This window comes from Clostridium sp. X (assembly GCF_055755365.1).
In genome coordinates this window covers 345187-358816 of the sequence record NZ_CM146912.1, presented here as the reverse complement: position 1 = coordinate 358816, position 13630 = coordinate 345187, and the positions used below count along the sequence as shown (strand labels likewise).

At 32.0% G+C, this 13630-nt stretch carries 11 protein-coding genes and 1 riboswitch; of the genes, 10 read left to right on the top strand and 1 reads right to left on the bottom strand.

The genetic code is table 11. The annotated features are described in order from the left end of the window. The first annotated feature begins 267 nt into the window (after nucleotides 1-267). The 7 genes from ACX0KU_RS01745 to ACX0KU_RS01715 all read left to right on the top strand — a co-directional run bounded on the left by ACX0KU_RS01745 (nucleotide 268) and on the right by ACX0KU_RS01715 (nucleotide 8529). Nucleotides 268-1410, top strand: a complete 1143-nt coding sequence (locus ACX0KU_RS01745) for an acyl-CoA dehydrogenase family protein (RefSeq protein ID WP_472991211.1) — start codon at nucleotides 268-270, stop codon at nucleotides 1408-1410. 37 nt (nucleotides 1411-1447) lie between these two features. Beyond that, a complete protein-coding gene (locus tag ACX0KU_RS01740) occupies nucleotides 1448-2227 on the top strand; it encodes an electron transfer flavoprotein subunit beta (RefSeq protein ID WP_472991210.1) in 780 nt (259 codons plus the stop codon). 29 nt (nucleotides 2228-2256) lie between these two features. Continuing rightward, nucleotides 2257-3264, top strand: a complete 1008-nt coding sequence (locus tag ACX0KU_RS01735) for an electron transfer flavoprotein subunit alpha/FixB family protein (RefSeq protein WP_472991209.1) — start codon at nucleotides 2257-2259, stop codon at nucleotides 3262-3264. Between the two features lie 301 nt (nucleotides 3265-3565). Then, on the top strand, nucleotides 3566-4471 hold the full coding sequence (locus ACX0KU_RS01730) for a sulfide/dihydroorotate dehydrogenase-like FAD/NAD-binding protein (RefSeq protein WP_472991208.1): 906 nt from the start codon (nucleotides 3566-3568) through the stop codon (nucleotides 4469-4471). Then, nucleotides 4471-5862 carry an NADPH-dependent glutamate synthase gene (gltA, locus tag ACX0KU_RS01725; RefSeq protein WP_472991207.1) on the top strand — a complete coding sequence of 464 codons (1392 nt, stop codon included), beginning with the start codon at nucleotides 4471-4473 and terminating at the stop codon, nucleotides 5860-5862. The genes ACX0KU_RS01730 and gltA overlap by 1 nt, the downstream gene beginning before the upstream one ends. A gap of 132 nt (nucleotides 5863-5994) precedes the next feature. Then, a complete protein-coding gene (locus tag ACX0KU_RS01720) occupies nucleotides 5995-6873 on the top strand; it encodes a DNA-3-methyladenine glycosylase family protein (RefSeq protein WP_472991206.1) in 879 nt (292 codons plus the stop codon). Nucleotides 6874-7035: 162 nt separating this feature from the next. Continuing rightward, nucleotides 7036-8529, top strand: coding sequence for a 4Fe-4S dicluster domain-containing protein (locus tag ACX0KU_RS01715; RefSeq protein WP_472991205.1), 1494 nt, complete (start codon nucleotides 7036-7038; stop codon nucleotides 8527-8529). A 23-nt stretch (nucleotides 8530-8552) separates the two neighbouring features. Here the strand turns inward: ACX0KU_RS01715 and ACX0KU_RS01710 are convergent, their stop codons facing one another. Continuing rightward, nucleotides 8553-9197: a TIGR01906 family membrane protein gene (locus ACX0KU_RS01710; protein ID WP_472991204.1), complete on the bottom strand. Its 645-nt coding sequence runs from the start codon at nucleotides 9195-9197 to the stop codon at nucleotides 8553-8555. Between the two features lie 341 nt (nucleotides 9198-9538). On the opposite strand from ACX0KU_RS01710, the gene groES reads away from it, so the two are divergent. The 3 genes from groES to guaB all read left to right on the top strand — a co-directional run bounded on the left by groES (nucleotide 9539) and on the right by guaB (nucleotide 13626). Beyond that, nucleotides 9539-9823, top strand: coding sequence for a co-chaperone GroES (gene groES / locus ACX0KU_RS01705; protein WP_472991203.1), 285 nt, complete (start codon nucleotides 9539-9541; stop codon nucleotides 9821-9823). 71 nt (nucleotides 9824-9894) lie between these two features. Then, complete coding sequence (gene groL, locus ACX0KU_RS01700; RefSeq protein ID WP_472991202.1) at nucleotides 9895-11523, top strand: chaperonin GroEL; 1629 nt, start codon at nucleotides 9895-9897, stop codon at nucleotides 11521-11523. A 422-nt stretch (nucleotides 11524-11945) separates the two neighbouring features. Further along, nucleotides 11946-12043, top strand: a riboswitch (purine riboswitch). 128 nt (nucleotides 12044-12171) lie between these two features. After that, nucleotides 12172-13626 carry an IMP dehydrogenase gene (guaB, locus tag ACX0KU_RS01695; protein ID WP_472991201.1) on the top strand — a complete coding sequence of 485 codons (1455 nt, stop codon included), beginning with the start codon at nucleotides 12172-12174 and terminating at the stop codon, nucleotides 13624-13626. The last annotated feature ends 4 nt before the right edge of the window (nucleotides 13627-13630 follow it).

The window sequence follows — 13630 nt, the reverse complement described above, 5'->3', positions numbered from 1 at the left end:
TGTAGCAAGACAGGAACAGTTGACCTAAATAAGGCAGCTGATTATGAATTATTTAAGAAGTAAATACTAAATAATATTAAAATAAGTATAATATAACAAGATTAGTATATAAAAGTATACTTAGTATATATAAGAAAACTATACTACAAAAAAGTATGTATTGATATAAATACTATTATGTTATAAAATTAACAATAAGTGATACTTTTACTATTACTAGAGCAAAGTTATTATGAAATACTAAAAATTTTACCAGGAGGTATTGGTATGGATTTTAATTTATCAAAAGAGCAAGAATTAGTAAAACAAATAGCAAGAGAATTTGCAGAAAACGAGCTTAAACCTATAGTTGCTGAATGCGATGAAAAAAGCATATTCCCTATGGAAGCTTATAAGAAAATGGGAGAATGTGGATTAATTGGACTACCATTCGCAACAGAATATGAAGGTGCAGGTGGAGATTACCTATCTTATATCATCGCTTGTGAAGAAATCTCTAAAGTTGATGGAAGTATGGGTATTAGCTACTCAGTAAATACATCTTTATGTGCAGGAGCTATTTATCAAAATGGTACAGAAGCACAAAAGAAAAAATATATCCCAGACTTAGCAAATGGTAGAAAAATAGGTTCTTTCGGACTTACTGAGCCAAATGCAGGAACAGATGCTGGAGCAGGACAAACTGTAGCAGTAAAAGATGGAGATAACTATATATTAAATGGACAAAAAATATTCATAACAAACAGCCCACTTGCTGAAACATTTGTTATATTCGCTATGACAGATAAGAGCAAAGGTGTTAAAGGCATGTCTGCTTTCATAGTAGAAAAATCTTTCCCAGGAATATCAATAGGAAAAATTGAAGAAAAAATGGGAATAAAATCAGCTCAAGTAGGTGAAATAGTACTTGATAACTGCATAGTTCCAGCTGAAAACCTTTTAGGTGGAGTAGAAGGAAAAGGATTTGCTGTTGCAATGAAAACTCTTGACGGAGGAAGAATTGGAGTAGCTGCTCAAGCATTAGGAATCGCTCAAGGAGCTTTCGAAGAAGCAAAGAAATACATGAAAGAAAGAAAACAATTCGGAAAAGCATTATTCAAAAACCAAGGATTAGCTTGGAGAATGGCTGAAATGGATTTAAGAATAGAACAAGCTAGATATTTATTATATAAAGCAGCTATGGACAAAAACAATGGTAAACCATATGGAGTTTCAGCAGCAAGAGCTAAATGGGCTTGTTCAGATGCAGCTATGTATGTTACAACTGAAGCAGTTCAATTATTTGGTGGATATGGATTCATGAGAGATTACCCAGTAGAAAGAATGATGAGAGATGCTAAAATAACTCAAATCTACGAAGGAACTAACGAAGTTCAAAGAATGGTTATTTCAGGAGAAATATTTAAATAAGAGATAATTATAGATTACTCAAGGAGGGAATTCAACAATGAAGATAGTTGTTTGTTTAAAACAAGTTCCAGATACAAATCAAGTTAAAATAGATCCAGTTACAGGAACACTTATAAGAGAAGGAGTTCCATCAATAATAAACCCAGAAGATAAACATGCTTTAGAAGGAGCTTTAAAATTAAAAGATGCTAATGGCGGACACGTAACAGTTATAACAATGGGACCTCCACAAGCAGAAGCTGCTTTAAGAGAAGCAATGGCTATGGGAGCTGACGAAGCAATACTTGTAACAGATAGAGCATTTGCAGGAGCAGACACATTAGCAACATCTCATGCATTAGCAGGAGCAATAAAGAAATTAGATTATGATGTAATATTTGCAGGAAGACAAGCGATTGACGGAGATACTGCACAAGTAGGACCAGAAATTGCTGAACACTTAGGACTTCCACAAGTAACTTATGTACAAAACGTAGAAGTTGTTGGAGATTCATTAAAAGTAACTAAAGGATTAGAAGATGGATATGAAGTATTAGAAGTTAAAATGCCATGTCTATTAACAGCAATCAAAGAATTAAATCACCCAAGATATATGGATGCAAAAAATGTATTCCAAATATTCAAAAAAGAAATTAAAGTATGGAGTGCTGACGACATAGATGTTGATAAGACTCTTTTAGGATTAAAAGGATCACCAACAAAAGTTAAGAGATCTTGGCCAAAAGAAAACAAAGGCAAAGGCGAAGTTGTTAACATGTCAGCTAAAGAAGCAGCAACATTTGCAGCTTCAAAATTAAAAGAAAAGCACTATATTTAGTATATAAGTAGAAGTGGAGGGATAAATAAATGAATATAGCAGATTACAAAGGCGTTTGGGTATATGCGGAACAAAGAGATGGAGAATTACAAAAAGTTGCTTTAGAATTAGTAGGAAAAGGCAGACAAATTGCAGATGATTTAGGAGTAGAATTAACTGCAGTATTATTAGGAGATAAAGTAGACAACATAGCTAACGAATTATTAGCTTATGGTGCAGATAAAGTAATATATGCAGAAGATGAAAAGATAGCTCATTTTTCAACTGATGCATACACAAGAGTTCTTGCTGACTTAGTTAATGCAAGAAAGCCAGAAATCATGTTGGTAGGAGCTTCAGTACTTGGAAGAGATTTAGGACCAAGAGTAGCTGGAAGACTTTCAACAGGATTAACAGCAGATTGTACTGGACTTGATATCGAAGAAGGAACAAATCAATTAATGATGACAAGACCTGCTTTCGGTGGAAATTTAATGGCTACAATCATGTGCACAGAGCACAGACCACAAATGGCAACAGTAAGACCAGGTGTGTTCGATAAAATAGCTAGAGATGAATCAAAAGTAGATGCTTCTAAAATCGAAAAAGTAGCTGTATCTTTAGATGCAGAAGACTTAAGAGTAAAAGTATTAGAAGTAGTTAAATTAGCTAAAGAAGTAGCTGATATCGGAGAAGCTGAAGTATTAGTATCAGGCGGAAGAGGAGTAGGAAGCAAAGAAAACTTTGCATTACTACAAGAATTAGCTGATGCATTAGGTGGAACAGTATCAGGATCAAGAGCAGCTGTAGATAGTGGTTGGGTAGAAACAGCACTACAAGTTGGTCAAACAGGAAAAACTGTAAGACCAAGAGTATACGTTGCTTGCGGTATATCTGGAGCAATCCAACATTTAGCTGGAATGCAAGATAGTGATTACATAATTGCTATCAACAAAGATGCTGATGCTTCAATCATGAAAATAGCTGATTTAGGATTAGTTGGAGACCTTAACAAAGTTATTCCTGAGTTAATAGCTGAAATCAAAACTTATAAATAAGCTTTGATTATAGAATACAATCACAAAAAATAACTTCCATAGGATAAGAGGCTGTTACAATAGTATGTAAATACTATTGTAACAGCTAATTTTTTGCGTTATTTATCTTTTTTTGTAATTAAGAATAAAGACTACTCTTTACTGAATTGTATTTATTAATTATAATATTAGATAAGGCTAATGATTAAGTGTATATTTATTCGTTATAATTTAGTATAATGAATAAATATTAAAACACATAATTTAAAAGATGAAATTTATTTTAATAGCTAAAGATTAGCAAAGAAAATGGGGTGTAAATATGTTTAAAATTACTAAAAAAAGATTACTTGTACCGAATATTTATCTTATGGATATAGAAGCACCAAGAGTAGCTAAATCATCACAACCGGGACAATTTGTAATTATAAAAACAAATCAAAAAGGAGAAAGAGTTCCACTTACAATTTGTGATTATGATGAAGAAAAAGGAACAGTTACAATAGTATATCAAGCAGTAGGTAATTCAACTAAGGATATGGCACAATATAATGAAGGAGATTTTTATCAAGACTTTGTTGGTCCACTTGGGCAACCTTCAGAATTTGTGCATGAGGATATTGAAGAATTAAAGAAGAAAAATATATTATTCATTTCTGGTGGAGTAGGTGCAGCACCTGTATATCCACAAGTTAAATGGCTTCATAATAAGGGTGTAAATGTAGATGTAATAATGGGAACTAGAAGTAAAGATTTACTTATATTAGAAGAAGAGATGAGAGCTGTAGCAGATAATGTTTATGTAGCTACTGATGATGGATCTTATGGATTTAAAGGGTTAGTTACAGATAAGTTTAAAGACTTGGTAGAAAATGAAGGAAAAAAATATGATTTAGTTGTTGCTATAGGCCCTATAATAATGATGAAATTTGTAGCACTTACTACTAAGCCATATGGAATAAGAACTGTAGTGAGTATGAATCCACTTATGGTAGATGGTACTGGAATGTGCGGAGCATGTAGAGTAACTGTAGGAGATGAGACAAAGTTTGCTTGTGTAGATGGACCAGAATTTGATGCACATTTAATAGATTTTGATGAAGCCATCAGAAGACAATCTATGTACAAGACTGAAGAAGGAAGAGAAGCAATTAAACTAGAATATACTGAAGAACCACATCATCATAAAAATGGTGGAGGCTGTGGATGTTGTGGAGGTAATGCATAATGGATAAAATGAAAAAAGTACCAGTAAGAGAGCAGGATTCGAAATTAAGAGCTACTAATTTTGACGAAGTATGTTTAGGTTATACAGAGGAAGAAGCTGTAGCAGAAGCCAATAGATGTCTAAACTGCAAAAACCCTCTTTGTGTAAAGGGATGCCCTGTTTCAATAAATATACCAGCATTTATTCAACAAGTTAAAGAGAAGAAATTTGAAGAAGCTGCAAAAACTATTGCAAAGTATAGCTCATTGCCAGCAGTTTGTGGAAGAGTATGTCCGCAAGAAGTTCAATGTGAAGAAAAATGTATAGTTGGTATAAAGGGTGAAGCGGTTGCAATCGGTAAATTAGAAAGATTTGTTGGAGATTGGTCTAGAGAAAATAATATTAATCTTTCTGAAACAGAGCCTAAGAAAAATAAAAAGGTTGCAGTTATAGGTAGCGGTCCATCAGGATTAACCTGTGCTGGTGATTTAGCTAAAAAGGGATATGATGTTACCATATTTGAAGCTCTACATGAACCAGGTGGAGTTCTAGTTTACGGTATTCCAGAGTTTAGACTTCCAAAGGAAACAGTAGTTAAAGCTGAGATAGAAAATATTAAAAGCTTAGGAGTAAAAATTGAAACTAATGTTATAGTAGGTAGAACTGCTAATATAGATAAGCTTATGGAAGAAGAAGGCTTTGAAGCTGTATTTATTGGTTCAGGAGCTGGACTTCCTAAATTTATGGGCATTCCGGGTGAAAATGCTAATGGTGTTGTTTCAGCTAATGAGTTTTTAACAAGAGTTAACTTAATGAAGGCTTATAAGGAAGACTATGCAACTCCAGTTAAGGTTGGAAAAAAAGTGGCAGTTGTTGGTGGTGGAAACGTAGCAATGGATGCTGCAAGAACTGCACTAAGACTTGGAGCTGAAACACACATAGTATATAGAAGATCAGAGGAAGAGCTGCCAGCTAGAGTAGAGGAAGTACATCATGCTAAAGAAGAAGGAATAATATTTGACTTGTTAACTAATCCTATTGAAATACTATCGGATGAAAATGGATGGGTTAAGGGTATGAAGTGTATTAAAATGGAGCTTGGTGAACCTGATGAATCAGGAAGAAGAAGTCCTAGAGTTGTTAAGGGATCTGAGTTTATAATAGATTTAGATATGGTAATAATGTCACTTGGAACATCACCTAATCCTCTTATATCATCAACTACAGAAGGTTTAGAAATAAATAAATGGAAATGTATAATTACTGAAGAGGAAACAGGAAAAACTTCAAAGAGTGGAGTTTATGCTGGAGGAGATGCAGTAACAGGAGCTGCTACAGTAATACTTGCAATGGAAGCAGGAAAAAAAGCAGCAGTTGCAATTGATGAGTTTTTATCAATAGAAGATAAATAATAAGTAGATACTCAGTGAATTTACTCAAAGTATATTAGCTGAGTATTTTTCCTTTACATATGGAAAACCTTTATAGATAATACTAATACGAAGTAAGAATGTTACTTCATAAAATTCATAGGAGGTGTAAATGTGGATTTTAGTTACATAGAAACGTTTAGTGAAGGAATAGTTGTAAAGAATGTAGAAAATTTCAATCTCGCAGATATTTTTGATTGTGGTCAAACTTTTAGATGGAATAGACAGCAAAATGGAAATTATATTGGTGTTGCTTTTGGAAGAGTAATAGAAGTGGAAAAAAAAGAAGAAGATATAATAATATATAATACAACAGAGGAAGAGTTTGAAAAAAATTGGTGTGATTATTTTGACCTATATAGAGACTACGGGAGTATAAAAAAACTATTAAGTAAAGACTCATTACTAGAAAAAGCAGTTGAGTTTGGTAGTGGAATAAGAATATTAAAACAAGAACCCTTCGAAATTGTTATATCATTTATAATTTCAGCTAATAATAGAATACCTATGATTAAAAGAGCTATAAATACTATTTCTGAGAAGTGGGGCAATCCTATAGAATATAAAGGAAATACATACTACACTTTTCCGGATGTTAGTGCATTAAAAAAATGTACTTTAGAAGAAATTGAAAAGTGTGGAGTAGGGTTTAGAGCAAAGTATATTAAAAGTACTATAGATGGTGTTTTAAATCATGAAATTGATCTTGAGTACATAAAGACTTTAAATGACGACATGTGCCATAAAGAATTGCAGAATTTAAGTGGAGTAGGACCTAAGGTAGCAGATTGTATAATGCTTTTTTCTATGGAAAAGTATTCCGCATTTCCGGTAGATGTTTGGGTAAAAAGAGCAATGCAACACTTTTATCTAGCACCAGATGTATCTTTAAAAAAGATAAGAGATTTTGGACGAGAAAGATTTGGAGAATTTTCAGGTTTTGCACAGCAATATTTCTTTTATTATGCAAGAGAGAATAATATAAAAATATAGAAAATTCATAACACTGCTGTACTTAGCAGTGTTATGAATTTTCTATGATTTTCCGTAAAGATTATGCTAGAATTTTAATAATAATCTGCTATAATATTACTTGATTCAATACTTAAGATAATTAGTTTAATTAATGTGTATTATACATTGAGGGGGGAAAGTGTGGTAACTTTTGAGTCAGATTTACAAAAACTAAAATGTGAAATATTAAAAGAAGTTGCATCCTTAGCAAAAGAAGGAAATATAAGTCGAAGAACACTAGAAACAGTTCCTTATGTTATAATACAAGGAGAAAAACCAAAGTATAGATGTTGTGTTTATCATGAAAGAGCTATTGTTAAAGAAAGAGCAAAGATAGCAGCAGGATACCTTCCCAATGGAGATAGGTTAGGTGAATGGGAAAAAGCTAAAAATAATAGTCAAGTAATGTTTATAATTGAAGGAGCATGCGATAGATGTCCAATAAATAAATATACTATAACAGAAGCTTGTAGAGGATGTTTACAGCATAAATGTATGGAAGCATGTAATCGCAATGCTATAACTAGAATAAATGGTAGAGCATATATTGACCAGGATGCTTGTATAGAATGTGGGTTATGTAAAGCATCTTGCCCTTATAATGCTATTTCAGAAGTTATGAGACCATGTAGAAACGCATGTCCAACAGGAGCTTTAGAGATACAAAAGGAAGATAGAAGAGCTATTATAAATAGCGAAAATTGTACAAATTGTGGAGCATGTATGTCAGCATGCCCTTTTGGAGCGATATCAGATAAAAGTTATATAGTTCCGGTAATAAATAAAATTAAAGAGGGAAAAAAGGTATATGCTATTGTAGCTCCTGCAATAACTGGACAGTTAGGAATAAACGTAACTGTTGGGCAAGTTAAATCAGCATTAAAGAATGTAGGTTTTGAGAATATGATGGAAGTAGCTTGCGGAGCAGATGCAGTAACTGAACATGAGGCAATGGAGTTTGTAGAGAGAATGAAAAATGGGGATAGCTATATGACTAGTTCTTGCTGTCCGGGATTTGTTTCATATATAGAGAACAAGTTTCCAGATCAAGCTGATAGAATGTCTCACACAGTATCGCCAATGATAGCTACTGGTAGATTGATTAAGAAAAATGATAAAGATGCTATTGTGGTATTCGTTGGTCCATGTACTGCGAAAAAGACCGAAATTTCTAGAAAGAGTATAAATGATGCTATAGATTATGTTTTAACCTTTGAAGAAATAGCAGCAATATTAGATGCATATGAAATAGATCCAAAACAATGTGAAGATGTAGAAGTAAATGATGCTTCAGCCTTTGGAAGAGGTTTTGCCCAAGGGGGAGGATTAAGTGCAGCAGTTGAAGATTATATTAAGAGCAAGAACATTGAAGTAGAATTTAATCCAGTAAAGATTAGTGGATTTTCTAATTTGAGAAAGTTTATGTTACTAGCTAAAAATGGAAAGCTACCTGGAAACTTTTTTGAAGGTATGATGTGTGAAGGTGGATGTATTGGTGGAGCTGGTACAATATGTTCCCAGAAGAAGTCAAAAGTACCATTAGCAAATTTCTCTAAGGCAGCAAAAAGTGAACATGTAATATCCAATGAGAAATTAGCTGAATTTGAAGGAATAAAATTAGAAAGAAAGTTTTAATTATTAAAGACATTAGGTTCTGCCTAATGTCTTTTGTTTTTTAGTTTATAGATTAAGTATAATAAAGAGCTAGTTAAAGTTAGTAAGACAATAATAAATATTGCACAATGAAAGAAAAACTCTTGAGGCATAATGGTAATAATAGGGTCAGTATTAATATCTAAAATCCAGTAATCATTATTAAAAAACAATTTATGAAACATAGTAAAACTTTTGTCGAAATTTATTAAAAAAGGAAGAGTACATACTAAAGGTAAAATTAGCAGTAGAATAGCTGACCATTTTAAAAATTTATAGTCATAAGATTTTAAATTTAGAATAAATATTATAATTGTGGTTAAAAATAGAATGAATTTCAATCTATACAAAAAAGTAAATATATTTCTTACTTCTTCAAAATGAATTTTGCCTTCCGTTGAATAAGGTAAGGTAGGAAGATGAAAGTTTATATTAGGATTTTGAACAAATTCTATAACATAATGATAGTTAGCTTTAATTGTTGATATATCAAGTTTTGAAGACTTTGGTAGATTTAGTTCAACAATATTATAGTAATAAATAAATTTATTATTTAAAGCTATATTTACGATAATTATCATCATTAATAAAGTAATACATAAGGATAAACAAATATTTAGTAATGTGTGGATATTAAAGGATTTTTTCAAAATTATCACTCCAATATAAGGATTATATAATTATTGATTATTATTGACTTTATTTTAAAATATAATTACATTACTTTCTAGTTATTTATTTTATATAAACTTTATATACATTATTGAATAGTAAGGAATAGAAAAGTAAAGAAAAATTAAGAATCATCATGTTAATTAAAATTATTTTAATTTATTTGGATTAAATGAAGAAATGAGTTTAAAAGTGGAATTTGCTATTGAATTTAGTATAAATTATTATTATAATTGTATTAGCACTCGGCAACAATGAGTGCTAATAAACCATAAAAACAATTTAAATATTATAAAAATTACATAAGGAGGGTTTTTTTATGAGAATAAAGCCACTTGGAGACAGGGTTGTAATTAAGAGATTAGAAGCAGAAGAAACAACAAAAAGCGGAATAGTTTTACCAGGAAGTGCTAAAGAGAAGCCACAAGAAGCAGAAGTAGTTGCAGTAGGACCAGGCGGAGTAGTGGATGGAAAAGAAATAAGAATGGAAGTAAAAGTAGGAGATAAAGTATTATTCTCAAAATATGCTGGAACAGAAGTTAAAATTGATGGAGAAGATTATTCAATTTTAAAACAAGATGATATATTAGCAATAGTAGAGTAAGGATAGTGTGTAGATAACTATCTATTTAGAATTAGACTATATAATACATGGGAAATTAGGAGGTATATAAAATGGCTAAAAGCATATTATTTGGTGAAGAAGCAAGACGTTCTATGCAAAGAGGTGTAGATAAGCTAGCTGACGCAGTTAAAATTACATTAGGACCAAAAGGAAGAAATGTTGTTTTAGATAAGAAGTTTGGAGCACCACTTATAACAAATGATGGTGTTAGTATAGCAAGAGAAATAGAACTTGAAGATCCATATGAAAATATGGGAGCTCAACTTGTTAAAGAAGTTGCTACAAAGACAAATGATGTAGCTGGAGACGGAACAACAACTGCTACATTACTTGCTCAAGCTATAATAAGAGAAGGATTAAAGAACGTAACAGCTGGAGCAAATCCAATGCTTATAAGACAAGGTATTAAAAAGGCTGTTGATGTTGCTGTTGAAGAAATCAAAAAAGGATCAAAACAAGTAGATGGAAAAGAAGATATAGCAAGGGTTGCTTCTATTTCTGCTGCTGATGAAGAAATAGGAACACTAATAGCAGATGCTATGGAAAAAGTAGGTACTGAAGGTGTTATAACTGTAGAAGAATCGAAAACAATGACAACTGAACTTGAAGTTGTTGAAGGAATGCAATTTGATAGAGGTTATTTAAGTTCATATATGGTAACAGATGCAGAAAAGATGGAAGCTGTACTTGATAATCCATATATTCTTTTAACTGATAAAAAAGTTTCTAACATACAAGAATTACTTCCTGTACTTGAGCAAATAGTTCAACAAGGAAGAAAATTATTGATTATTGCTGAAGAGATAGAAGGAGAAGCATTAGCTACTTTAGTTGTTAATAAATTAAGAGGAACATTCACTTGTGTAGCTGTAAAAGCTCCAGGTTTTGGTGATAGAAGAAAAGAAATGCTTCAAGATTTAGCAGTATTAACAGGTGGAGAAGTTATAGCTGAAGAACTTGGAAGAGATTTAAAAGAAGTAACTTTAGATATGCTTGGAACTGCTGAAAGTGTTAAAGTTTCTAAAGAAAACACTGTAATAGTTAATGGAAAAGGAAATAAAATTGAAATAACAGATAGAGTATCTCAAATTAAGAGACAAATCGAAGAAACTACTTCTGAATTTGATAAAGAAAAGTTACTTGAAAGATTAGCAAAACTTGCTGGTGGAGTTGCTCTAATTAAAGTTGGTGCTGCTACAGAAACAGAACTTAAAGAAAGAAAACTAAGAATAGAAGATGCTTTAGCAGCTACAAAAGCAGCTGTAGAAGAAGGTATAGTTGCAGGTGGTGGAACAGCTTACATTAATGCTATAAAAGAAGTTGCAAAATTAACTGCTGATGTTATAGATGTTAAGGTAGGTATTGATATCGTAAGAAGATCACTTGAAGAACCAGTTAGACAAATAGCTTCAAATGCAGGACTTGAAGGTTCTGTAATAGTAGATAAAGTAATGAGTAGTGAAGCTGGAATGGGCTTTGATGCATTACGTGGAGAATATGTAAATATGATTCAAAGAGGCATAGTTGATCCAACTAAGGTTACTAGATCAGCACTTCAAAATGCTGCATCAGTAGCAGCAACATTCTTAACAACAGAATGCATTGTTGCAGATTTACCAGAAAAGAATCCAGCACCAGCACCAGGAATGGGCGGAATGGGAATGGACGGAATGTACTAAAAATAAACTAAAACTAAAAGGGACTGTATCAAAATAGTTGAAAAATTATTTTGATACAGTCCCTTTACTATTCTGTAAACTTAATTGATGAGATTTCTTTATAAGGTCACCTCTTATTTATCTATTGTTTTTATGCATAAATGTACTAGTTACAATCAATATATCATTAATAGATTATTAAAAAGGATAGCTATATGTTAAAAACTAGTTAATAGTATATGAATATATAATTTTTCCATGAGGACATGGTAACCTTGTTATTTCTTAAAAAAATATATAAGAAAAATATAAAATAGATATATGTAAACATTATCTTATAATTTAAGCATAATTCTGCAAGAAAATTATCAAAAAATGAGAGAAAAAAATTGACAAAGGTGACAAACTAAAATAAAATTAAATCTAACATAATTAAATATCAAATAGTAAATATTAAATTCACTTATATATACCTTGAATATGGCAAGGAGTATCTACCGGGGGCCTTAAACTTTCGACTATGAGTGGTTATTGCATATTCGGACAAAAAGATGATGCATTAATTTCACTCTAACGTTTTTTCTGGTGGAATTAATGCGAATTTATTTTTTGGAAATATATGATTACTTAGATTATATTTATAAATTGAAAGAAAGGAAGTTGATTAAAATGGCAATAATTTTAAAAACAGCTTATACCTTTGATGATGTATTATTAATACCAAATAAATCAGAGGTTTTACCAAAGGATGTTAGCTTAAAGACTAACCTAACAAAGAAATTACAAGTGAATATTCCTATAATTAGTGCAGGAATGGATACTGTTACAGAAGCTAAGATGGCTATTGCAATGGCAAGAGAAGGTGGAATCGGAATAATCCACAAGAATATGAGTATAGAAAAGCAAGCTAGTGAAGTAGACAGAGTAAAGAGACAAGAAAATGGAGTTATTACTGACCCATTTCATTTAGCAGAGGATAATACTATAGAAGATGCTTTAAATTTGATGAGTAAATATAGAATATCAGGTGTGCCTATAGTTGAGGGAGAGAAATTAGTAGGAATTATTACTAATAGAGATATAGCTTTTGAGACAAACTATAGTCAAAAGATAGGTAACGTTATGACTAAGGAAAACCTTATAACGGCACCAGAACATACAACTGTAGAAGAAGCTAAAGAAATCTTAAAACGTCATAAAATTGAAAAACTTCCTTTAGTAGATAAAGATAATAATTTAAAGGGACTTATAACAATAAAAGATATAGAAAAAGTTAAAAGATTTCCAAATGCAGCAAAAGATGAAAGAGGTAGACTACTTTGTGGAGCAGCAGTTGGAGTAACTTATGATATGATGCAAAGAGTTGCTGCACTAGTTGAAGCAAATGTTGATGTTATAACTGTAGATACTGCGCATGGACATTCACAAGGGGTTATGGACGCAGTAAGAGAGATTAAAAATAAGTATTCAGAGCTTCAAATTATAGCAGGTAATGTAGCTACACAAGAAGCTACAAGAGATTTAATAGAAGCAGGGGCTGACTGTATAAAGGTTGGAATAGGTCCAGGTTCAATTTGTACTACAAGAGTTGTAGCAGGAGTTGGAGTACCACAACTTACAGCAGTTATGGATTGTGTAGAGGAAGCTAATAAGTACGGAGTACCTGTTATCGCAGATGGAGGTATAAAGTATTCAGGAGATATAGTAAAATCACTTGCAGCAGGAGCAAAAGTAGTAATGATGGGTTCTATGCTTGCAGGCTGTGAAGAAGCCCCAGGAGAAGTAGAGATATATCAAGGAAGAAGTTATAAGGTATATAGAGGAATGGGTTCTTTAGGAGCAATGGCTTGTGGAAGTAAGGATAGATATTTCCAAGAGGAAGGTAAGAAGTTAGTTCCTGAAGGAGTAGAGGGAAGAGTTCCATATAAAGGACTTGTATCAGATACGATCTATCAATTAGTTGGAGGAATTCGTTCAGGAATGGGATATTTAGGAGCACCAACTCTTGAGAATTTATTTGAAAATGCTAAATTTGTAGTTCAAACTTCATCAGGACTTAGAGAAAGTCATCCGCACGACATATCAATAACAAAAGAAGCACCAAATTATAGTGTGCAAGGATAGTTAG

What these genes read in the sequence shown, in the direction of transcription:
- ACX0KU_RS01730 (WP_472991208.1), top strand. Translation starts at nt 3,566, where the DNA reads ATGTTTAAAATTACTAAAAAAAGATTACTTGTACCGAATATTTATCTT.
- ACX0KU_RS01740 (WP_472991210.1), top strand. Translation starts at nt 1,448, where the DNA reads ATGAAGATAGTTGTTTGTTTAAAACAAGTTCCAGATACAAATCAAGTT.
- gltA (WP_472991207.1), top strand. Translation starts at nt 4,471, where the DNA reads ATGGATAAAATGAAAAAAGTACCAGTAAGAGAGCAGGATTCGAAATTA.
- guaB (WP_472991201.1), top strand. Translation starts at nt 12,172, where the DNA reads ATGGCAATAATTTTAAAAACAGCTTATACCTTTGATGATGTATTATTA.
- groL (WP_472991202.1), top strand. Translation starts at nt 9,895, where the DNA reads ATGGCTAAAAGCATATTATTTGGTGAAGAAGCAAGACGTTCTATGCAA.
- groES (WP_472991203.1), top strand. Translation starts at nt 9,539, where the DNA reads ATGAGAATAAAGCCACTTGGAGACAGGGTTGTAATTAAGAGATTAGAA.
- ACX0KU_RS01745 (WP_472991211.1), top strand. Translation starts at nt 268, where the DNA reads ATGGATTTTAATTTATCAAAAGAGCAAGAATTAGTAAAACAAATAGCA.
- ACX0KU_RS01735 (WP_472991209.1), top strand. Translation starts at nt 2,257, where the DNA reads ATGAATATAGCAGATTACAAAGGCGTTTGGGTATATGCGGAACAAAGA.